Origin of the sequence: Bacteroides sp. OF03-11BH (assembly GCF_003604005.1) — a bacterium.
Taxonomy (GTDB): Bacteria; Bacteroidota; Bacteroidia; order Bacteroidales; family Bacteroidaceae; genus Bacteroides; species Bacteroides ovatus.
In genome coordinates, this window is sequence record NZ_QTMW01000017.1 from 84,467 (window position 1) to 107,194 (window position 22,728).

The following is a 22,728-nucleotide window of genomic DNA, read 5'->3' on the forward strand; positions in this document are numbered from 1 at the left end:
GGCAGAGGGGCGGGAGACCTTTTGCAAAATTTAGAAGTTAACAAAGCCCTAATACAAAGAATCCGCTTGTTTTATTTGGTTAATTCCTGTTTTGAGTAGTTTATTAGAAAAAATGTATGATTTCGTTTGGTTGTTTTAAGAAATATGCTCATATTTGCACCGATATTTCAACCCGTTACCTACGAAGTAACAGGATAAAAATCAAGCACTTAGACCTACCACAGATCGTTTTACAAAATCAAGTACTTGTATATTTGCTTCATCAATTTTCTTATTTCGGAAAGGCTTCAAATAAGTTTCCGTCACAGTGATAGACGAATGTCCCATCGCTTCGGAGATAATACCCGGATGAATTTCGCAATAATACGCAGTCGTAGCCCAGGTATGGCGGGCGGTGTACGAGCTCAACCGGTCTTTGAGTCCCAATGCCTTTCCTAATAATTCCAACTGATAATTAAAATTGCGCAATGCCAGTTGATATTCCCTATACGCCTTTGGCGAACCTTCGTCACTATGAAGAATCGGGAACAAATAAGGCGACTGTTCCTCCCGATTCATATACTTTTGCAAAAGAAACATCGCTTCCGTCGTCAACGTCACAGACAACGGACGCCCCGTTTTACGACGACGATAACTAATCACATTTCCCCGCAGATCACTCTTACGCAAATAAGCCAGGTCGACAAAAGGCAATCCCCGAAGCAGGAACATAAGAATGAACAACTCCTGCGCACCCTTCATGGCAGGAGTGATGGCGTCCGACTGCAACAGACGGGCAAACACCTTCTTCATATCCTCCATATCCAGTGCCCGGCGGCGGTCTGCCCACGTACCTGTATATACGGAGCGAAAAAGATGCGGTACGTATGATGCCTTCCGAAGATCGACAGCGCGATTGTAAACCGCACGCAACGTGCGAAGATACGTAGACACCGTATTCCAACTACACCCACGTGCACGAAGACTACCCTCAAAATGCTTCAGCCACTCCGGAGTGATTTCCCGAAACGACAAACGATCGGAACCCTGAAAAGTAAGAATCGCATTCAACGTACTTCTGTATACATGAGCAGTCCCTAAATTTCCACTCTGCTGCAAATCAACAGCCACTTGTTTCATAAACAAAGTAAAACTTTCCTTTTTCATTAAAAATAAATTAATAATTAATATTTACTTTTCCCACATTTTACTTTAGTAAAATACAAAAATATATCTTCAAAAATTTACATACATAAAATCTAAAAAATAAAAACTAAAACATTTACATTAATCATCAAAGTAAATTTCATACATTTGCACAATTTTTCAAACAATATATTATTTTAACCATTTAAAGTATAAAAAAATTATGAACAACAATGAACCAGCTGCCGAACGCTACAGCATTAATGGATTCAAGTATTTCTCCGAATTGGCGAAGGAGTATTTTCCCGATCTGGCAAACGCTTCTTCCGCCAGCAAAAAAATGCGCAAACGCATTAAAGCAAACAAAACATTGAACGAACAACTGGTTGCTGCATATTACACCAGCCAAACAATCGATGTCAGTCCTGAAATGCAGCTAATCATCTACCGACACTGGGGACCTCCCCACATTGACTTGCCGACAAACGTTTAGCGCGTAACAGAAAACGAAAACACGGACAAGAAATAAAAGGAAAATCGATCTATATATTTTTAAATATATCATTTATCTTTTATTGTTTATTATGTATTCCACTTTGCGTTCACCACTTTTTTTCAAAACAAAGATAACTACCAATCATATAGCTATTTACAGAAAGAAAAAAGCGTTCCACAAAGCGTTCGGCAAAAATGACCGTTTTTTCACTACAAACAAGACCTTCGAATCCCCCTAAACGAAGGCTTTGTTTTTTCTCCAACAGAAGCTCCACCAGTCACAAACAGAAGCTCCACCAACCACCAACAAAAGCTCCGCCAACCACCAACAGAAGCTCCGCCAACCACCAACAGAGCATCCGTTCCATCCCCACTCCTTCCCCGGCTTCATGAAAGAAGAAAAAAAAACAGCGATTTGCGCATCGCGGCACCCTTTATTCATCCACACCCGTCCGCACGGAACCACACCCCTTGCGCATCGCACAGGAACGGCGTACCTTTACAGAAATTTAAAACGATAACCCAATGAACAATTTCAATTTTCAAACCATGATGGAACATGGTTTTCTCATTATCCCCAAGGCCCTGCTACAACAACAAATAGAAGACCCGAACATAGAAGCCGGAGAAATAGAAGCGCTCCTGAAAATCCTGATGAAAGTCAACTATTCGGACACGTTATACAGCGACCGGCAGCACAAAGACTACCTGTGCAAAAGAGGCGAAAGCATGTTCAGCTACCGCGACTGGAGCCGCATTTTCCGCTGGTCTGTCGGAAAAACCTTCCGGTTCATACACGCCCTTGCCATCCTGGGGATCATCGAAATCGTCCCCCATCCCAACAACCCGTCCCTGCATATTCGTGTCGTCGAATACGACAAATGGGTAGGAGCCCCCGACAGCGGCAAGCAGAAAAAGAAAGCCGTCAACGAGAAGTTCCGCCTGTTTTGGAATGAGTTTCACAGCATCACGCAGCTTCCCAAAGAAAACATCGCCAAAGCGCAACGCGAATGGAAAAAATTAAGCGACAAGGAACAGCAACTCGCCATCGACAAGGTAGAAGATTATTATTTCCACCAAACAAACATCAACTACCTGCTCCACGCTGCCAGCTATTTATCCAACAAAGCTTTCCTAAACGAATACTGATAAAACGAATCCCAATTAAACGAAGACTGATTAAACAAACACTGATTATGAATACCGAAAACAGAGTTTCACCACAGGCTCCCGAAATAGAAGAAGCCATCATCGGCGCCTGCCTGATAGAGCAGAGAGCTATACCACTGATAGCCGACAAGCTGCGCCCCGAAATGTTCTATGTCCTGCGCCACCAACTGATCTACGCCGCCATACTGGCTATGTACCACGCCGGAATGAAGATAGACATCCTCACCGTAAAAGAAGAGCTTTCCCACCGCGGAAAGCTCGAAGAGGCGGGCGGAGCGTTCGGCATCACCCAGTTGAGCAGCAAAGTGGCGACTTCCGCCCACCTCGAATATCACGCGCAGATCGTACACGAGAAATATCTACGACGCGAAATGATCTTGGGATTCAACAAACTACTCGCCTGCGCGCTAGACGAAACGATGGACATCGACGACTCGTTGATGGACGCGCACAACCTGCTCGACCGCCTGGAAGGCGAATTCGACCACAACAACCACATGCGGGACATGGATGAACTGATGACCGCCACCATGACCGAAGCCGAAGGACGTATTGCCAACAACATAAACGGAGTGACCGGCATCCCTACCGGACTGGCAGACCTGGACCGCATGACGTCCGGACTCCAAAACGGCGAACTAGTGGTAATTGCCGCCCGTCCCGGCGTAGGAAAAACGGCATTCGCACTACACCTGGCACGAAACGCAGCCATGGCAGGACATGCCGTAGCCGTCTACAGCCTCGAAATGCAAGGAGAAAGACTGGCCGACCGATGGCTGACAGCAGCCAGCGAAGTCAGTGCCCGCCATTGGCGGTCAGGAACCGTCAGCCCGCAAGAGCTTGCAGAGGCACGCACAGCAGCCGCCGACCTCAAACGCCTGCCGATACACGTAGACGACAGCACCTCGGTCAACATGGAACACGTACGCTCCAGCGCGCGACTGCTGCAATGCCAGCATGCATGCGACGCGATCATTATAGACTACCTGCAACTCTGCGACATGACAACCGGCCAAAACAACCGCAACCGCGAACAGGAAGTGGCGCAAGCCACCCGCAAAGCGAAGTTGCTAGCCAAAGAGCTAAACGTACCGGTGGTACTGCTTAGCCAGCTAAACCGCGAATCGGAAAACCGCCCCGCAGGCCGCCCCGAACTGGCACATCTCCGCGAAAGTGGCGCAATCGAGCAGGATGCGGACGTCGTGATATTACTCTACCGCCCCGCCCTCGCACGAATAACAACCGACCGCGAAAGCGGTTACCCTACCGAAGAACTAGGCATAGCAATCATAGCCAAACAACGCAACGGAGAGACGGGAAACGTATACTTCAGGCATAATTCGGCAATGACAAAAATCACCGAATACGTTCCACCGCTGGAATACATGCTGAAACATGCTAAATAGATACAGATTCACTCCGATTCCATACAATTTTATATTACAATATAAAGCTGTATGGAATTTCTTTTTTTATTTCATTATTGATATAAAATAAATAGCAAAATACTTGACTTTCCCTTTCAAATTTCGTATATTTGTAATGTCAACAACGACAGAAAATATTATTACTTAAACCTTAACTTTTTTAATTGTATGAATGTATTAGTGGAGCGCTATCAGCGCAGAAAGTATGTGAATCAGCCGAATTCACAGATGTTGTATTATGTACGCCAGAAATCGGGCACAGTGAGAGTGATGGACATCAACAAGCTGGCCGATGCCATCGAAGCGAACTCATCGCTTACAGCAGGAGATGTGAAGCATTCCATCGAGGCTTTTGTTGAGCAGTTGCGCCTGTCGCTCACCCAGGGAGACAAGGTGAAGATTGACGGATTGGGCACGTTCCATATCACGTTGAGCAGCGAAGGGGCTGAAAAGGAGAAGGATTGCACGGTGCGCAATATCCGTAAAGTAAATGTTCGTTTTGTGGCAGATAAGGCGCTTCAACTGGTGAACACGAGTCATGCCACTACCCGAGGCGAGAATAATGTCGATTTCATCCTGGCCGGAAAGGGTGACGGAGAAGACGCGGATGGTGGAAACAGCGGTAGCGGTGGAAGCGGAGAAGCTCCGGACCCGGCAGCTTAATCATTAAAAACAGTGCCGCATGGGTATTACAGAGTGATTTCTACAGTTACTCTCCATGCGGTTTCTGTTTTCTTCTACATTTATTTTTTAATTCTCAATTTTCAATCCTCAATTTATTAAAATGCTCGATAAAATCATAGAGATCATTATGACGATCCTGCCCTTTCTGGGCAGTAATCGCAAAAAGCGCAAAGTAATGGCGCAAGAAGTAAAAGAGTTCAGCGAACTGGTGAAAAACCAATATACTTTTCTGATGCAGCAATTGGAAAAAGTGTTGAAGGATTATTTCGACCTTAGCTCGAAAGTGAAAGAGATGCATACGGAGATATTCTCATTAAGAGATCAGCTGGCACAGGCTGCTGCCTTACAATGTATTAATAAGGAATGTGCACAACGTAGTGCAGCAGAGGCATGATAATGATTCAATTAATGCAAATTATGGAACCTGTGCAATTTACAGAACCTATTCAATCTATTTAATCCATTCATGAGAACTATAAACCTGATAGTAATCCATTGCTCCGCTACGCGCGAAGACAAGAGTTTCACAGAATATGACCTGGACGTCTGTCATCGCAGACGAGGATTCAACGGAACGGGTTATCATTTCTATATCCGCAAGAACGGGGATATAAAATCTACCCGTCCGATAGAACGAATTGGTGCGCACAGCCGCGGTTTCAACAAAGAAAGTATAGGTATCTGCTATGAGGGCGGACTCGATTGCAAAGGACAACCGAAAGATACCCGTACCGAATGGCAGAAACATTCGCTCCGGGTATTGATTCTCGCTTTATTGAAAGATTATCCGAATTGCCGGATCTGCGGACATCGGGATCTAAGTCCCGACCTGAACGGAAACGGCGAAATAGAACCGGAAGAATGGATCAAGGCCTGTCCCTGTTTTAATGCTGAAACGGATTGGGATAAAGTCTAAAAAAAAATAGCTTTATTATAATTTAGGCACGGATAACACGGATTTCACGGTTGCTTTGTACAAGCATAGCACTAACCGTGAAATCTATGTAATCCGTGCCTAATCTTTAACTTATGATTTTGCTAGACTACGCGTTATCAAAGGTTGTTTCAAACCGACGCAATATGCTGTCTAATTTTCCAACGAGGTAAAAAGGCAGATTTATCAATTTGAATTCTTTTCCGTCTGCCGTCTTTACCTCATCCACAGCATAAGGCTGCGACCATATTCTGACTGCAACAGTCTGATTAGAGTGATTCATAAAAGAATGTAAGGAACGTAAGTGGGCGTTATGCCCTGATTTGACTTCAATGGGATAAACCATAGAATCCTGCACCCACACATAATCGACTTCTGCATTAGAACCACTTTTATTACGCACCCAGAAACAACGTTTCTGACTGACTTTATCTGTCAGTGTCAACAGTTCTTGCGCTACAATCTGCTCCGCTATCATACCACGCCAAGCATCCATTATATCTTTTGCTCCCAAAACCTCTTTCTGTACCTGTGCCGCATAATTCACCAATCCTGTATCTAGCCAGACCAGTTTGGGCATACGCTTTATTTCAGGAGTGGCCGGAACTTCCGTTGCCGTAGTCGGATAAACTAATTCCAGCAACATCGCCTTTTCCAATAAACGAAAGGCCTCTCCCACTTCCCGAGCATTATAAGACGAACCAGCAAATCCTCCTAAAGTTATAATTTGTCCGGCTTTATGCCATCCTTCTTTTAATATAAAGCGAATCACTTCCGGAAGTTGTTTTCCCAAAGCATATTTTTCCACATCATCCCGGTAGCCTTGCAAAAGAGTTTCATAAGTGGACTCCAAGGATAAAATATCCCTGCGCTCCGCATAGAGTTGCACAACTTCCGGCATACCTCCAATCAACGTATAGATATTAAACAATAACATCAAACGATCATGGAAAGCGAGAGTGATTTCAGGCTTATCTAAAACGGATAATAAAGGTTCTTCTCCAACAGCACCCAGAAACTCACGAAATGAACAAGGACGCAATGCCATATATTGCACCCTTCCCACCGGAAATGAAACACGTACATCTATCAGGTTTTCTAATAATGAACCGGCAGCAATTACATAAATATCAGGTAATTCTTCATAGAAATAGCGTAATAACGCTACTGCCTTTGCTGAATTTTGAATTTCATCAATAAAAAGTAATATAGTTCCTTCATTCCTTATCTTTCCACAATGTGCAAAAAATAAAGGCATCAAATCTTTTAGAGACACATTCAACTCAAATAAGGATGCTGCCTCCCGTTTCTCCAAATTCAAATACAGGTAATTGTCAAACTGCTTTCCAAATTCGTTGACTACCGTTGTTTTACCGACTTGCCTTGCTCCACGCAATATCAAAGGCTTTCTATGCGTATCATCTTTCCATTTTTCCAGATGAAATAATATATCTCTTTTAAACATAAAACCACAAATTTATTGATTTTCAGCAACAAAGTTATAAAGAATTTCCAAAGATGGGGCAAAACACCATTGATTTTGTTTCAAAGATGGGGCAAAATCCTATCGTTTATGTTCCAAAAATGGGGCAAAGCCGCCTAATACTGTCGTAAAGATGGGGTAAAAAGAACGTATTTACAATCAGCTAATCTACAAATTAGACGACTTACCATGTACTAACTCCAATCGTACATCGTAAATCGTCTAATCGTAAATGAACTTAATCGTAAATTATTTTTCTACTTCACGTCGAATGCAGCATCAATCAACGCTTTCAAGTTCAGATAATGACTTCTGTATATTCCACTGGAAGCATTTGCCGCATTGGTCAGGTCTCTTCTAAGATCAGTCAACTGTCCGCGTGCAATAGTCGGTGCTTCAGAAGGGAAATCGAAAGCTACGAGCGAATAACCACCCAGACTTCCGAGCGAACCGGAACTGTTCTTCGGTTTATCAAGCATTCCAATCAACGCATTGACATAAGTCTTTTGCAAACTACGTTGGGAAGCATCCGGTTTCTTTCCTCCTTGCATATCGCTCCAGATACTCTTCTTCAAATCACGGAACAAATCGTTGGCTGTGTATGCCTTCACTCCGTTGACCAGTTCGTTGTCCGTCATCTTATCGAGTGTGCGGCTGCTAAGCAGTTGTTTCAATGTACTGCTCTGTACACGGTAGATCGAATTGAAAGTATTGATACCAGTTCTTTCGAACAGTTTATCATCCATCAGCCAGGTCGGTGTGGTAAACAGTTCCTTGTTCAGGAAGTCGACCGCTTTCTTCTGAATATCCTTCGGAACATATTCCACCGCTTTCATGTCTGTCTGTTCCACAGAAATCGGATTGTGGTAGATACCGGCCACATTGGTAGCCACATGGCCCATGTACAAGTCGAATTGTCCCACCACATTCTGATACAAACGGACAGCTTTCATATAACCCTCATTCGGTTCATAAGTCCAGTTCATGATTTCAGGCATCACACGTTTCAGGTTTTTGATTCCATACGAGCTTGCCAGCATGGCATCATCTCCCAAATCTTCACTCTGGTTGCGGGGATCGTTTCTGTCGAGTTCCGTTCCGAACGTATAGCGTTTGTCCTCCCGCAGCTTCTCAATGATCCACTTATTCAAATGAGGTATTTCGGCTTCCGCCGTTTCATATTCAGGCATCCAACGATAGCCCCATTCAATCGCCCATTTATCATACATACCGATACGGGGGAATATTCCCGAACGTGAAACGTTGTCTTCCGGCTGTGCCACATAGTTGAAGCGTGCATAGTCCATGATAGACGGTGTATGACCGTTGGCTTCCACCCATATTTTGTCTCTAAGTTTCTCTACCGGGACGGTATTGGAAGAACCGAAGTTATGACGCAGTCCTAATGTATGTCCCACCTCGTGGGAAGATACAAAACGTACCAGTTCGCCCATCAGTTCATCGTCGAACATCGGTTTGCGTGCTCCCGGATCAATGGCTCCTGCCTGCACGATGTACCAGTTGTAAAGCAGGCTCATCACATTGTGATACCAGTTGATATGCGTTTCAAGAATTTCACCGCTGCGAGGGTCGTGCACGTGAGGTCCGCTTGCGTTCGGAATATCGGAAGGCTTGTACACGATAGCCGAATGGCGGGCGTCTTCCAAGCTCCAGGTAGGATCGTCCGTCGGTGCTTCTTTGCCGAAGATTGCATTTTTGAATCCTGCTTTCTCAAAAGCGGCTTGCCAGTCGTTCACTCCCTGAATAAGGTACGGAACCCATTTCTTCGGAGTGGCAGGGTCGATATAAATGATAATCGGTTTCTTTGGTTCCACCAATTCGCCACGCAGGTATTTCTCGCGGTCTTCGTCTTTGGGTTCGAGACGCCAGCGGGTGATATTCGCTTTATACTTCACTCCTTGCGGATTCTCGTCAAAATCCTTATAGCTCACAGCAAAGTAACCTACCCGGTCGTCGTGCAATCTCGGTTTCATCGGTTCCTTGGGAAGTAATAGCATAGAGCTGTTCAGTTCGTAAGTCAACGGAGTGGTAGAGGTGGCAAAGAAAGCTGCCAGCAGTTTCTCAAGTCCACTGCCTCCTCCTTTCTTCCGCTGGAAGGTACGCACGGTACGTATTTCGATGTTTTGCGGAAAGGCTTTCAGTGTGTCGATATAACTGGCGTCGTCTACCATGCTGCTCGCTCCGATGTTGTCTTTCACCCGGCTGGTGAATGAAAACATTTCGTTGTCCTTACGGATATAGTCGGTCATGTCGATCACGTAGTTGGTAGTTTCTCCTTCTTTGCGGACAGTTTTCAGCGGGAAGGTGGCCACAATGGGTTGAACATTGGAGTTCAATACGGCCTGATACATGCCCAGTGTATCAGCAGAATGTTCGAGATAAGAGATTTCACGCACGAACAGTTTGTCGCCGCGTCCTTTCTCGAAACGGATCACTTCGTCGCTGATGTAATCTCCCGGATAGCCGACTTTCCGCTTCTGCGCGTCTACCGGTGCTTTCACAACTCTGTTCACAATCAAAATATCACGTCCGAAAAGAGAGTCGGCTATTTCGAAAAAATATTTACCATCTACATAATGCACTTTGAAAAAGCCGTCCATTGTTTTGGCTTTGCCGGTGATTACTTTTGCGTAAGGTTGCAGAGCATCTTTCTTACTCTTGGCAATGGAGTCAGCCTTGGCTTTATCCACCGCTTCCGTCTTGCTCTTCTTTTTCTTCTTTTTCTTGAAGATGTCCGTCGATTGTGCTCCGGCCAATGGGATAATCATTGCCAGAATCATCAGAATTGAAACTAATTTCTTCATGCTTTCTTTTTTAATATTTATATACAGATACAAAGATAATAATTATTCGATACCGGCAATGCCATACATATTTAAGTTGTTGATACTAGACATCTTTTCATTCGGTTTGCCTGAAATAGTATATTCCTGTCCATCAATTGTCAAAGTAAAATTATAGGTATAAGTTAGCCCTGTTTCAAAAGGTACGGCAATCATCATATAACAGGTCTCCAAACTGGCACCAAAATACCCGGCAGTTATCTCGAAGCCGCCATTAGGAAGATTATAAGTAATACTGTTTATCGGAGTACCGGAAATTTTACCTGTCGACAAATCTACAGTTGCTCCATCTTCGTAGGCAATCGGATGGTCACAGCTCACCACCACTTTAGTAAATTTCTTACCGACAAAAGAATCCGGGCATCCCGCACCCGGTAAAGTGATTTGAGAAAACAATGGTTTGAATTCTCCCAAAGAAACAGTTGCAGCAGAATAGCTAGATGTAGTAGCCGAAGCATAAGCAAAGCTATAATTACGATGCGGCATAAACTCTGATTCATAATACTCCTGCACAGCTAAGTTGGGCAAAGCGACAGCCTTATAATCTTGTGAAGCTGCGTTATAGGGCGTATAGGCATAAATAGTGTGATCGCCACCCTTAAATCCTGCAGCAAGTTCGGAAGAAGGATTCAGCGTAATATCTTCAGTCACACGACTATCACGATCATATACTATATACGTTTTACCATCCAATTCTGTAGTAGTAGCCACCGCTACTTCCGACGGAGCATACGGCAAGTTTTCCTGCGGTTTGCCATCGGACAACACATATATTCCTATCTTGTCCGCTTCAATCCATCCCTGGCTTCCATGGGAATACACATTATAAGCACCGGAAACAGCAATTTTCCCCACTACGGGAATATCTGCATCTTCTTCTTCACCATCGTCACTGCTGCAACTTACTGAAGACAATACTAAAGCTACACAAGCAGCAAAATAAAACAGTCTATTTTTCATACTTTTCTCGTTTAAATGATTAATTATTTACTGATAGGTTATTTTCTTTTTCCAATTAATATTCTCCTTCATAGTTCGTGCACCATACCATGCCTTTCACATCGCCAAACCCGCTAAAAGTCTTCAATTCCAAATCGGGAGCAAAACCTTCGAAGAGACGTACCATCTGGCTCGTGTTTACATCGATGATGGCGATATCCCCATTTTCCTGCGAAAGTGCCAGCCGGAAATTCGGATCAGTGCTATTTCCCCCATAGCCATAAAACTCACAAACAACAGGACTTCCACTGATGCCGGTGATACGGCTGCCCGCTGTGTAAGCCAGCATATGGCTGCGCATCTGCATACTGTATATATAGAGATTCTTATCTCCGTCGGTAAAGTAGAAATAAGGGTTCTTTTCAAAATTGGAGGACATCTTAATGACACTTTGCGGAGTCAATAAGGAGCTGCCGCTGAATCCGTATTGATCCGTACCGGTTATCAGGTGAGAGTTATTATCCATGTCTTTTACGGCAAACTCGTGCAAATCATAATTTCCGGTTCCCTGCACGTCAATCAGCGACACGTAGTTTGACCAAAATGTCAGCCCGCCGTTGGAGGCTACATCTTTCTTTTCGTAAGCGCCTATTGCCAGGCAGTGGGTTCCCGCTCCCATATTGTTCACCCGCAACACACCGGAGGGAACTTCCAAATCCTGATCGTATGTTTTGAAGTAGACGATGGCAGGAGTATAAACTGCTCCCCACTGCGGATAATGTGTAATGCCGATAAAACGGGCATTTTGCTCATCATACAAGATACAACGTTCTTCGTCGGCACACCAATAAGTGACGTTGTGGAACGGTGCGAAACAGGTGATACGGCTACCTCCCTCAAACTCATACGGCATGGCGCCGTACTTCCCGTAATAAGGAATCGCTTTATTGTCAGTGCCTACGGCACGGATATACACTTCCCCCTGTTCGGAGCAAATCACGTAATATTCTTCTTTGAAAGCGAGGTCCATTATCTTCAAATCATCCGGTTCTTTACGGTTCTCGAATTCGCCGGCAAGCCACATGTCTTTTTGCAACGAATTACCGTCCAGCGTGACACTTCCACTGCCCTGATTTATCAGGACTTTCGGTAAGCCCGAAACGTAGGAACCGGAGATAGAGCCTAATACATAATAGTAGTAGATTCCCTGCGGATCTGTACCTAAACCACCTTCGATGGTGCTCTCCACATTGTGCGTCACCCGAAAGGCCGGATTGATGAAAGACAAGGCAGATTTTCCGTCTCCCTTATCGGAAAGAATCATCCAGCCCCAGTCGAAACTATTCTTTCCCGTCAGGGTGTATTTATTGCTGATATACGTTTCGTTCGTTTCCTTATTGATTACTTTCAGTATCAGTTCGTATGTCCCGCCTTTCTCGAACTGGTATTTCAGATGATAGCCAGTGTAGATCAGTTCACGGTTCAAGTACCATTGGACGGTGAAAAGTTCGTCTACGTTCCCGATGTCCGTTGAGAAGTTGATGGGCGCATCCATCTCGAAAAGGTCGCCTACCATAAACGTGTAGTCCGATGAAGCGGAGTTCACAAAAGAGACTTTGGTAGAGTTTGTATAGTCATAGTTTCCCAAATCGTCATAACAGCCGGTTATCACGAGAAGCTGCAGGATTGAAATGAATAGTATTGTTTTTCGCTTCATAGTTTATTGTCAGTTATCGAGAATGGTTTCATACAGCGGTGTCACTCCATCTGTATCATAATATTGGTAATTGCCTTGCTGCCACTGGTCTTTCCACCAAGCCTTGAAGTCGGCTATCAGATTGACAAACTCAATGCCGGTGTATTTATCCAATGATTCGAGTATCTCGCCATCCATGAAAATGATAAAAACACGGTATTTCATATCCGAGTATACTCCCAGATTGGCCGCTGAACTCTGGCTCCACCACACAGGGCAGGAAATCCGGTCGGTCACTTGAATCGTGACGTATTGATATTCTGCCGGGCCTACCAGACAGTTTTCCACTGCATCCAGCGAAAGGGTAAGTGTATATTCTGTGTTGAGCAGTGCTTCATTACGATAGACGGTGACTTCGTAGGTGTCTTCTGCCAGTCCTCTATGGAAGATGCCGGAAGTCAAAGGGGCATAATCGATGCCGGAACGGGCGGTGCTCTTCTCTCCCACTGCGGAAATATCACAGGTAGCATTTTCTTCGAGCAGGTAGCCAAGAAGTGTCATTTTCACTTTCACGGTTCCTTCCCGAAGCAAGGGTGCATCCGTAGCAAAATTGAATGTTATTTTCTGGGGAGACTTATCGTTCATGTAAGTAAAATAGACGTAGTTGTCTCCATGATAAACTTCCAGTTGCTCTTCGCTGCAGGAGGCGAAAACAAGCAGCAGGCAGAAGGTGGTATATGTCAATATTCGTTTCATCTTATCCGGGCATTAGTTGGTTGTTTCACTGGTAGGCAATGGAAGTACAAAAGAACCTGTCATGTTGATTTCTCCTTCCTCGTCGGAATCGGGTACGGTGGAGAGGTTCATCCGTTTGTAGGTGTAGAAGGTTCCACCTTCGCCTATCATTTCTTTCCGTATATCGAGCAGTATTTCGGCATCCAGTTGTTCACGGGTGCTGACTGTCAGACTAAGGGTACGTTCAGCTCCACGGGCTTTTCGAACTGTTTCGAGGTAGTTGATTCCTTCGGTTATCTTGCCATTATAGCTACTGATCTCCGCCAGGATATGACAGATTTCACTGAACCGGATCACTGGTATCATCGGATTCTCCATTGCTTCTACTACTGATTCGACGGAAGGGTTATACTTCAGTGTGTAATACTTCGACTGGGTTTCATTGGTAGTCCCGATCAGGTAGGTGAGCCGATAGTCGGTATATACGCCCGTATTGTCCGAAGCAAACAGGGAAGGGATATTTGCCAACGGCAAACGGGTGGTTGACGAAGAAGAGGAAGAGCCCCATACGGCCTGTTCATAATCCGTAGCCAGCTGTTTCTTGTACAAGCCGAACAATATGTCGTGGGAGACTTTTGTATATCGGGAATTGAGATTGCAGGTAATGTTCTCTCCTTCTGTAAAGCCTATCCACCGTTTCTGCTGGTAATAGGTGTTGTAAAGTTCTTTGGCGGCTGTCTCGGCATTCTTGTAGTAGGCAGGACCGGCATAGATGCAGACACGGGCTTTCAACCCCAGCAATGCCAGATAGTTGAAGCGGATGCCACGATACCAGAAGAATGCTCCCATATCGTCTATATAGGAACCGGAGTTGAAGCGGTAGCGGGCATTCCATTCGGGAGTAGGTTCGTACATTTGTGAAGCATACATCGCTTCGGGATGGTATTCGGTGTCAAATTTCCGCAGAATGTCTTCCGCTTCGAGCAGGTCTTTCAGGACTTTCTCGATAAAATCGGTAACGGTACATTTTTCTACCACTGCGGCTTCGTATTTATCGCGGTAAGGAAGATAGGCGCCCGAAGGATTGGTTGCCGTTGCAGGAGCAAACAAGCGAAGTAGGTCAAAATGCATCATGGCTCTTAATGACAAGGCTTCGGCGTAAATGAGGTTTTTCTCTTCTTCTCCGTATTCGAACAAAGAGATGTCCGTGGGCCGGATGTTCTCGATGAGCTTGTTCAGGTTGGCTATCACTTTATAGCCTTTTTCCCAGATAGCTGTCACGACGGGTTCGGTGTCGACCGTGTTATAGATAAGTTCGGAAGCGTCGGCATACATCGGAGAGATGGTTCCCGCCTTTTGATTGTATTGCTGGGAGATGGCACTAAGGAATCCCCAGCTTAGTTGCTTACCGTAAAGTTCGTCGGACGCCAGATTGGTGTAGATACCATTCAGGGCATTCCGGTAGCCGAAACCGGTGGAAAACAGATCGTCGTCGGCTATCGCATTTTCTGGTGTTACGTCCAGCCAGGCATTGCAGGAAACGGCTAACATTCCTGTCAGGGCTATTAGTATATGGCTGATTAGTTTCTTCATTTGTATGGTTAGAATATGATGTTAGTAGTCAGATTGAATGAACGCGAATAAGGATAATCCAGTCCCCGTTCCTGACGGATGGTAGACCAATAGAACAGGTCGTTCATCGTGAACGAAAGACGCAGGCCGGACAGATGGAGTTTCTTTAATTGTTCGGGACGGAAATTGTAGCTCATTGTCAATGAACTCCATTGCAGGGTATTGTTTTTCTGTACAAAACGCGAAGATGCGCCGGTGGTGACATTACGGTCACGAATATCTTTCATGGTGGTTATGTCTCCCGGTTTCTGCCAACGGTCGAGCAATACCCGCTTATCTACATTGTCATTTTTAATGTCGGCATTCTCTACATAGGAGACGAGGGTATTGTTGTAAGCATCTCCACCAAAAGTATAGAGGAAAGAAGCAAACATGGATAACTGTTTATAGGACAGGGTATAACCGAATGAGCCTTGTCCCTTGGGAGCTGTATCGCCAATAATGGTCCATTCGTCGGCAGACCATACATCGGTAACGTCACCATTCCGGCGAAGGTAGATTTCTTTGCCGTTTGTGGGGCTGATTCCCAATGACTTCATCCCGTAAATAGAGGTCAGAGAGGCTCCTTCGTAATATTTCAGGTATGTTTTAGCATATTTTGAATCGGAGCTGCTTTCGGGGTTATATCCGCTGAACAGTTCTTCCACTCTTTTATTATAGTCGCGCATTGCCTGGGAGATTTCAATAATCGTGTTTTTGTTTCTTGCAAAGCTGCCGTAGAGCTGGAAGAGCCAGTTTCTGTCACTGTAAAGTCGTGCCCGCAGTTCCAGTTCGACGCCGGTGTTTTTCACCTTTCCCATGTTTTCTTTGTAGGAGGTGAATCCGGTAGAGGAAGGGATGGTATAATCGGTTATCAGGTCGATGGTACGCTCGTCGTAGGCAGAGGCTTTCAGATAGATTTTATCGTGCCACAGTCCGATTTCAACTCCATAGTCGAGGGTGTATTTACGTTCCCATTTCAGGTTCGGATTTCCCATCTGATAGAGGAATACACCGTAGCCTGTGGGATACCAGCTGTCTGTTTGCAGCTGATACATATCTTTGGCCGAATAGAGGGAGAAGTTGGTCTTTCCGGTCAGTCCGTAGGAGACACGGAACTTCAACATGGAAAAGAGTTCATTCGACTTCATAAAATCATAATTATGAATGTTGATTCCTGCTCCTGTTGACCAGAACATGGACCATCTTTTATCGGAACCGAATTCGGAAGAACCGTCGATACGTCCTGTAAGGTCGGCGAGATAGATATTGTTGTAGGTGTAGTTGGAAGTGAGCAAGGCTCCTACCAAGCGGGTGGTATTATCGGAGCTGCTGGGCTTTCCGTATACTTCTGCCGCATAGTTTGAAGAGACAAGGTCGCCACCCGGAAATCCCCGGTAACGTGTTTCGGAAGCAGTGCTCTGCGTTTGTCTCATGTTGGAGGACAAGCAGATATTGAGATTGTGTCCCTTGAAGGTATTGTTGTACATGAGTGACAGGCTTCCGTCTATCACTGTTCTCTTTTGTGTGGATTCTGTTTTTTCACCATTGATGTTGCCTGTACTGGCTGAATAACTGGCCGATGCGGGATCTTTGTACAGATCACCGGTAGAATTTCTCATCAGGACGGAAAACTGACCGCGCAGACGCAGACCGTCGGTGATACGCCAATTCAGACTAAGATCATCGGTTACTTCATCATAACCGGAATGGTCGAAGCTGTTGTAGAAGTTGATTTCGTACAATGGATTTACTTGTGTGCCGCTAGCCCCGTCGAACTTTTCGAGACGGCGCACATAATCGCCATTTTCATCATACAGACGCATATAAGGAAGTAAATGGGAGTAATCGCTGAATGAATTGAAGGGGACATCTGTACTTTTGTTATAAGTGTAGGTCACTTTGTTCTTTATTTGTAGTCCGCCAATGCGGTAGTCTACATAAAAAGCGGCATTGGCATTCTTACGGGAAGAGTGTTTCATCACTCCTTCCGTTCCTCTGAATCCCAGTTCCACTCCCCAGCGCACGTCGTTTTCTCCACCGTCTATGAAAACGGAGTGCTTATGGTTCAGAGCCGTGCGCAGTCCTTGAGAAAGCCAATAGGTATCGACACCTGTCAGTACATTATTGAGTCGTTGGTAGTAACCGTTGGTATAGGGGTCTATTTCCGGGGTGTTGCTGTTATATAGTCCTGCCAGGCGTTCGGTTTCCAGCTTCTCACGGGCGTTCATCAGATTGTAGGAGGATAAATCCGGCAGTTCGGCAGAAAGTACTCCGGAATACTGTACACGGAACTTTCCGGCTTCAGGCGCACGCCGTTCAATGACAATTACTCCGTTGGCCGCACGTGAACCGTACATGGCAGTGGCGGCAGCATCTTTCAGGATATTGATGCTGTGGATGCTATTCATATCGAGGTCGTATATCTTTTCTACATCGACTTCAAAGCCGTCCAGTATGAAGATAGGCAGGTTGGAATTACCGCTTAGCACTTCCCGCGAAATGGAGGAGGTGGAGGTCTGCCCAAGTGTCGTTTCTCCGATACCGGTCTGACCACGCAAGACGAATTGAGGCAGGCTGTTGGGATCGGAACCAGCAGCCAGATTCTCCTGTATTCTGAAAGAGGGATCGAAAGTCTGAATGGCCGAAATCAGGTTGTTCGGGTTGACTTTTAACAGGTCTTCTTTCTCTATCTTTGTGGTATTTCCAGTGAAACTTTCTTTCTGTATGGAGTTATAGCCGGTTACAATCACTTCCTGAATACTTTCGGTAGCTTCTACCATCTGCACATCGACTTTCTGCCGGGAAGTGACTTTGATTTTACGGGTTTCAAAACCGATGTAGGAATAGATAACCAGACCGCCTTTTTCGGGCAGGGTCAATACATAGCAACCGTTTATATCGGTAATTACACCAGTAGAATGACCATCCAAACGAATCGTCACTCCTACCATCGGTTCTTTAGAGAGTTTCTCAATCACCCGGCCATAAACATAATTTCCGTGTGGAGGAAGAAGATATGTCTCTTTTGAATTATTTTTGTTTTGGGCTATTGCATTAGTAGATAGTGATAAAATGTATACAAACAATAAGATTCTATTCAAAGCCCCGGAATTTAGCTTTTGCATAACGGATATATATAGTTATTACACCCGCAAAAGTATTCTTATATGATAGACGGAGCAATCACGAATTTTAGGTATTTTACACAACTATTATACCAAAATATAATTAAAGCAAAATCTTTTTGCTTCTGTTTAGGTATTAATCAATAGCAAAAAGAATAACTGCATCATTTATCCTCTATCAAAAGGCAAATGATGCAGCTGTCGGTTATATCTGTTTTTTTATAATGCCAGACGGTATATCTCTTTGCTGTCCTGTTTCGCTAATTTGACATAGTTGCCTACCAATTCACCTTTATTCCGGTGCAGACTATCTGCAAGGCGGTCGATGTCGGGATTCTCAATGCCAAGTTCTTTGAAGGTCACAGGCAGGCCGATGGAAGTAAAGAAGGATTTCAGACGGGAAATTCCTTCAAGGGCTACCGCCTTTTTATCGTCTGATTCTGCCACTCCCCACACTCGGATGGCGTATTGGGCTATCTTATCCACATTGTGTTCTGTCATCCATGTCATCCAGGCAGGGAAGATTACGGAGAGTCCGGCACCATGAGTCACGTTATAGATGGCGCTGATTTCATGTTCGAGGAAGTGGGAAGCCCAGTCCTCTTCACAACCTACACCACAGGTTCCATTGTGGGCGATCGTTCCGCACCACATCAGATTGGCACGGGCTCCGTAGTTTTCGGGGTCTTTCATGACGGTAGTTGCCTCTTTGATGATGGCAAGCAGGGTACCTTCGCACAGGCGATCGCCTATTTCTACATCTTTCGTGTTGGTGAAATAGCGTTCCATGATGTGTGCCATCATATCGGCAATGCCGCAGGCGGTTTGGAAAGGAGGAAGTGTGTAGGTCAGCTCGGGGTTCATCACGGCAAAAACAGGACGTAGTACACCGGGAGCACGGAGGCTTAATTTCTGTAAGCCATCGACTTTCGTGATGACGGTGTTACCGGAACCTTCGCTTCCGGCAGCAGGAATCGTTAACACAACGGCTACTTTCAATGCTTTCGTCACAATGGCTTTTCCGATGTAGAAATCCCAGAAATCTCCGTTGTAAGGAACTCCGGCTGCAATGGCTTTCGCCGTATCAATCACAGAGCCACCACCAACGGCGAGCATCATGTCTACGTTTTCTTTCCGGCAGAGGTCGATTCCTTCATACACTTTCGTGTCTATCGGGTTAGGCTGTACACCACCCAGCATGCAATAGGGAATACCTACTTCCTGCAATGATTTCTCAACACGGGCCAACAAGCCGCTACGTATCACGGAACCGCCACCATAAACAATCATTATTTTGCGTGCACCGTATTTCTGTACTAACACTCCGGTCTGCGCTTCCGTATCCCGACCGAACACGAATTCAGTAGGGCTGTAAAAGATAAAATTATTCATTGTCGTTTTCTTTATAGGTCTTTTCGTCAGTCTTTTCTATAGATCCAAATAGAACTCCTTTGACAAGTTTTTCTATAAGTTCTTTTATAGAGCCCTTCATAAGAGTCTTTATAGATCAGACAAAGTTATAAATTTAAGCAGAATATCTTTCTTTTAATTGTTTAAAATTTCCTACTTTCATTAGTACAAGTCCGATTACAATCCAGACCATTTCGCGTACACGGGTAATCAAAGCGGCATAGACTCCGTAAGCTCCGGAAAGGGAAAGGCCGCCTACGGCGAGGGCAAAGCCACCTTCACGACCTCCCAATTGCATAGGCAGGAAAAACAGCAGATTAGCAAGTAAAGAAGAGAAAGCCGCAATCAGGCAGCAGTCAGCAAAGCTGACATGGGTGGTCAGCACGTTCAGTATCAGCCATATTTCAAGACAACTGACTACACGGGCGGTATATTCCAGTAAGAGGGCGCTATAAAAGGTTTGTTTCTTTTGTTGGTGGAGAAGGGCAATTTGTTTGTCTATATTCTCCAACTTCTCTTTATGCGCGTTAGCAAAATGAAATACTTTCTTTTTCAGAAAAGGAATACGACCACCCATACGGACAAAAGCCACAGCCATCCCCTGCCGATAGCCTTTCATAAAAAGAATAACAATCAGCAAGCAAAAGACAGTAATAGCTCCTAAGATTATCCCCATCATCCACCCCACCGGATAGAGACAAACGTAAAGCAACACTGAACTTAACCAAAAGCAAAAGTGGGAAAAGATATGCATCATCACATAAAGAATCACGGAAGAGGTGGCGCGTTCTATTCCTATATAGGGTTTCAGCTCCATAATGCGATATGGTTCGCCTCCCATCAGCCCAACAGGAGTCACGTAATTAAGCGCAAAACCTGTTACTGTGAATTTGTAGAGCCGGACAAATGAAAACCCCGTCTTACCACCACTACGGATGATGATGTACCACGATACTGTATTAATAAGGTAGACAAACAGCCATAGCAACAAAACCAAAGGTAAATATACCCCTGCACGCTTCAAATTCAGCCAAAGCTCCTGATAATCCATATCAAAAGTGAATATCATTATCAGAACGGCAATGATACCAAAAGCGAGAAATATATTACGGTACTTGTTCTTCACTATTTGTGAGACTTATATCTATTTTTTATATGGGTATATATCTGCTTTTATATGGGTATATATCTGCTTTTATATGAGTATATACTTGCTTTTTGTATGGGTATATATCTCACTTTATTCACATATAATCTTACTTTATATACGTATAATATCTTTCGAAGAATCTTTTGAACGCCGGGATTCTCATCAATATGTATTCGAATATCAGCCAACCGATTAACGCGCAAGAGATGCCAAGTAATACATCAATGATATAATGATGGCATGAATAAATAGCTGTTCCCCAAATGCCGACCATGATAATAGAGAAAAGAGTAACCACATACCACCTGCATTTACCAATAATGGCATACACCAATGCAACTACCATATAGGCCGCATGCAGTGAAGGCACTGCCGCAAAAACATTAGCATTACGCCCGTAGATAGAATCAAAGATGGTTACTCCGAAGAATGCATCAAAGCGTCCCAATCCTGCAACATTACCCGGTGTGTTTAATATCGGTTCGAAACCGTAGTTGATGGCATACCAAGGCGGAGCGGCCGGATGAATATAATAACCGGCAAAACCAATCAAATTGACAAACAAGAATACTAACGCAAAGCGAAGGTAGGTTTTTCTTTCCTTCTTGAAATACAGGCAAAGACCGAACAGGATGGGAACGGGAACCCAACAAAGGTAGAAGATTCCGGCAAAAACGTCCGCTATCGGCCAGTTGTGTGCAGCGAAGTATTCGCAAGGAGTAACCAGAAGACCATTATCCATTACTCCGAAAAGAGACTTTTCGAGATTATACAGTCCGGCCACATCAATTGGGTTCACTTCGTAGTTGGGGCAAATACGCATCCAGTCATACGAGATTCCAAAAATGGCGAAAGGTAACAAGGCCACAGCCAACTTACGAGTAGGTAATCCGGCAAAAAATAAAACTAAATAGAGTACCGCCATTAACAGGTGCTCGGAACGAAGCCCGATAAAGATACTTGTCAGCAAAAGGAAAAGAGCCATAATGACTGTCACAGTCAGGACTTCTCTCTTCGACGGCATTTGAATATTCTTTATCATTATAATGTTTTGATTAGACAACTAGACTATTTACTATTGGACTATTTACTATTGGACTATTTACGATGTACTATTTAGGATGTACGATGTAAATAGTAAATCGTCCAACAGTAAATTAATTCATTCTTTCATCACTTTGTAGCAATGTCTCACACGAGCAAATGCCGTGATATTGGCAAACAGGGCAACAAAAGCCAGAGGAACAATCATAATCAGGATTGGTTCGAAAACGGTGATATCTTTGAAAACGCCACAGAACAAAGCTCCGAGACTGGTCAGCACTACGCGTTCCGGACGTTGCATGAATCCGACTTTACATTCAATTCCTAAGCCTTCGGCACGGGCACGCACGTAGCTTACCATCAGTGAGCCGATTAGTGCCACAAATGCAATGAGTGCATAAAGGAAATAATCTTTCATTGATAAATAGTAACAGATACCAAAGAAAGTCATCAATTCACTATAACGGTCGAGTACTGAATCGTAAAGCGCACCGAACTTGGAACTCATGTTGCCTAGGCGAGCTACACGTCCGTCCATCATATCGAACAGTCCGGCAAACAAAATCACACCTCCTGCCCAGCCGATAATGGCCAAATCGTTCTGTCCGCCATATATGCCGGCATATACAAACATACCTGCCGCTACTACATTCAGGATAAATCCGGTAGTGGTGATAAAGTTAGGAGTGATTCCTATTTTAATCATTCCGCGTATCAGGGGATTGATAATCTTATAAATCAACTGTTGTAAATAATCTCTGTAATTCATCTGTTTAAATCTGTTTATAGCTATTTTTATCTAAATCTTCTGTTTTCTCAATCTGTATATATCT

General features: G+C 44.5%; 19 protein-coding genes. 6 read left to right on the forward strand and 13 right to left on the reverse strand.

Features of this window, described 5'->3' with window-relative positions; all coding sequences use genetic code 11:
- Positions 1–201: 201 nt before the first annotated feature.
- Entirely contained in the window at positions 202–1,146 is a 945-nt protein-coding gene (locus tag DXA54_RS14285) for a tyrosine-type recombinase/integrase (protein WP_008648729.1), read from the reverse strand.
- A 202-nt stretch (positions 1,147–1,348) separates the two neighbouring features.
- Here DXA54_RS14285 and DXA54_RS14290 point away from each other — a divergent pair, with 202 nt between their 5' ends.
- Positions 1,349–1,618 (forward strand): DUF4248 domain-containing protein, encoded by a 270-nt coding sequence (locus DXA54_RS14290; protein WP_004300655.1) that lies wholly within the window; start codon positions 1,349–1,351, stop codon positions 1,616–1,618.
- 237 nt (positions 1,619–1,855) lie between these two features.
- On the opposite strand, the gene DXA54_RS14295 is transcribed toward DXA54_RS14290, so the two are convergent.
- Positions 1,856–2,011: a hypothetical protein gene (locus tag DXA54_RS14295; RefSeq protein WP_232284337.1), complete on the reverse strand. Its 156-nt coding sequence runs from the start codon at positions 2,009–2,011 to the stop codon at positions 1,856–1,858.
- A gap of 134 nt (positions 2,012–2,145) precedes the next feature.
- Between DXA54_RS14295 and DXA54_RS14300 the strand changes: the two genes are divergently transcribed.
- The 5 genes from DXA54_RS14300 to DXA54_RS14320 all read left to right on the forward strand — a co-directional run bounded on the left by DXA54_RS14300 (position 2,146) and on the right by DXA54_RS14320 (position 5,817).
- A complete protein-coding gene (locus DXA54_RS14300) occupies positions 2,146–2,769 on the forward strand; it encodes a hypothetical protein (protein WP_008648734.1) in 624 nt (207 codons plus the stop codon).
- Between the two features lie 47 nt (positions 2,770–2,816).
- Entirely contained in the window at positions 2,817–4,196 is a 1,380-nt protein-coding gene (gene dnaB / locus DXA54_RS14305) for a replicative DNA helicase (RefSeq protein WP_165863247.1), read from the forward strand.
- Positions 4,197–4,385: 189 nt separating this feature from the next.
- The gene (locus DXA54_RS14310) at positions 4,386–4,880 is read left to right on the forward strand and encodes an HU family DNA-binding protein (protein WP_115484021.1); all 495 of its coding nucleotides are present in this window, start codon (positions 4,386–4,388) and stop codon (positions 4,878–4,880) included.
- Between the two features lie 121 nt (positions 4,881–5,001).
- Positions 5,002–5,295, forward strand: a complete 294-nt coding sequence (locus tag DXA54_RS14315; protein ID WP_120079795.1) for a hypothetical protein — start codon at positions 5,002–5,004, stop codon at positions 5,293–5,295.
- A 72-nt stretch (positions 5,296–5,367) separates the two neighbouring features.
- Entirely contained in the window at positions 5,368–5,817 is a 450-nt protein-coding gene (locus tag DXA54_RS14320; RefSeq protein WP_004314316.1) for an N-acetylmuramoyl-L-alanine amidase, read from the forward strand.
- 127 nt (positions 5,818–5,944) lie between these two features.
- Here DXA54_RS14320 and DXA54_RS14325 read toward each other — a convergent pair whose 3' ends face one another.
- The 11 genes from DXA54_RS14325 to DXA54_RS14375 all read right to left on the reverse strand — a co-directional run bounded on the left by DXA54_RS14325 (position 5,945) and on the right by DXA54_RS14375 (position 22,664).
- Positions 5,945–7,300 (reverse strand): ATP-binding protein, encoded by a 1,356-nt coding sequence (locus DXA54_RS14325; RefSeq protein WP_120079797.1) that lies wholly within the window; start codon positions 7,298–7,300, stop codon positions 5,945–5,947.
- A gap of 275 nt (positions 7,301–7,575) precedes the next feature.
- Positions 7,576–10,143 carry a zinc-dependent metalloprotease gene (locus DXA54_RS14330; protein ID WP_120079832.1) on the reverse strand — a complete coding sequence of 856 codons (2,568 nt, stop codon included), beginning with the start codon at positions 10,141–10,143 and terminating at the stop codon, positions 7,576–7,578.
- A 42-nt stretch (positions 10,144–10,185) separates the two neighbouring features.
- Complete coding sequence (locus DXA54_RS14335; protein WP_004311311.1) at positions 10,186–11,142, reverse strand: fimbrillin family protein; 957 nt, start codon at positions 11,140–11,142, stop codon at positions 10,186–10,188.
- A gap of 55 nt (positions 11,143–11,197) precedes the next feature.
- Positions 11,198–12,838 (reverse strand): PKD-like family lipoprotein, encoded by a 1,641-nt coding sequence (locus DXA54_RS14340; RefSeq protein WP_120079799.1) that lies wholly within the window; start codon positions 12,836–12,838, stop codon positions 11,198–11,200.
- 9 nt (positions 12,839–12,847) lie between these two features.
- Positions 12,848–13,573, reverse strand: coding sequence for a DUF4843 domain-containing protein (locus tag DXA54_RS14345; protein WP_120079802.1), 726 nt, complete (start codon positions 13,571–13,573; stop codon positions 12,848–12,850).
- A gap of 12 nt (positions 13,574–13,585) precedes the next feature.
- Positions 13,586–15,145: a RagB/SusD family nutrient uptake outer membrane protein gene (locus tag DXA54_RS14350; protein ID WP_120079804.1), complete on the reverse strand. Its 1,560-nt coding sequence runs from the start codon at positions 15,143–15,145 to the stop codon at positions 13,586–13,588.
- Between the two features lie 8 nt (positions 15,146–15,153).
- Positions 15,154–18,291: a SusC/RagA family TonB-linked outer membrane protein gene (locus DXA54_RS14355; RefSeq protein WP_120079806.1), complete on the reverse strand. Its 3,138-nt coding sequence runs from the start codon at positions 18,289–18,291 to the stop codon at positions 15,154–15,156.
- 219 nt (positions 18,292–18,510) lie between these two features.
- A complete protein-coding gene (locus tag DXA54_RS14360) occupies positions 18,511–19,683 on the reverse strand; it encodes an iron-containing alcohol dehydrogenase (RefSeq protein ID WP_004314277.1) in 1,173 nt (390 codons plus the stop codon).
- 133 nt (positions 19,684–19,816) lie between these two features.
- Positions 19,817–20,827 carry a lysylphosphatidylglycerol synthase transmembrane domain-containing protein gene (locus DXA54_RS14365; protein WP_120079808.1) on the reverse strand — a complete coding sequence of 337 codons (1,011 nt, stop codon included), beginning with the start codon at positions 20,825–20,827 and terminating at the stop codon, positions 19,817–19,819.
- Between the two features lie 130 nt (positions 20,828–20,957).
- Positions 20,958–21,875: a phosphatase PAP2 family protein gene (locus tag DXA54_RS14370; protein ID WP_004304215.1), complete on the reverse strand. Its 918-nt coding sequence runs from the start codon at positions 21,873–21,875 to the stop codon at positions 20,958–20,960.
- A gap of 138 nt (positions 21,876–22,013) precedes the next feature.
- Entirely contained in the window at positions 22,014–22,664 is a 651-nt protein-coding gene (locus tag DXA54_RS14375) for a CDP-alcohol phosphatidyltransferase family protein (protein ID WP_009040796.1), read from the reverse strand.
- Between the last annotated feature and the right edge of the window lie 64 nt (positions 22,665–22,728).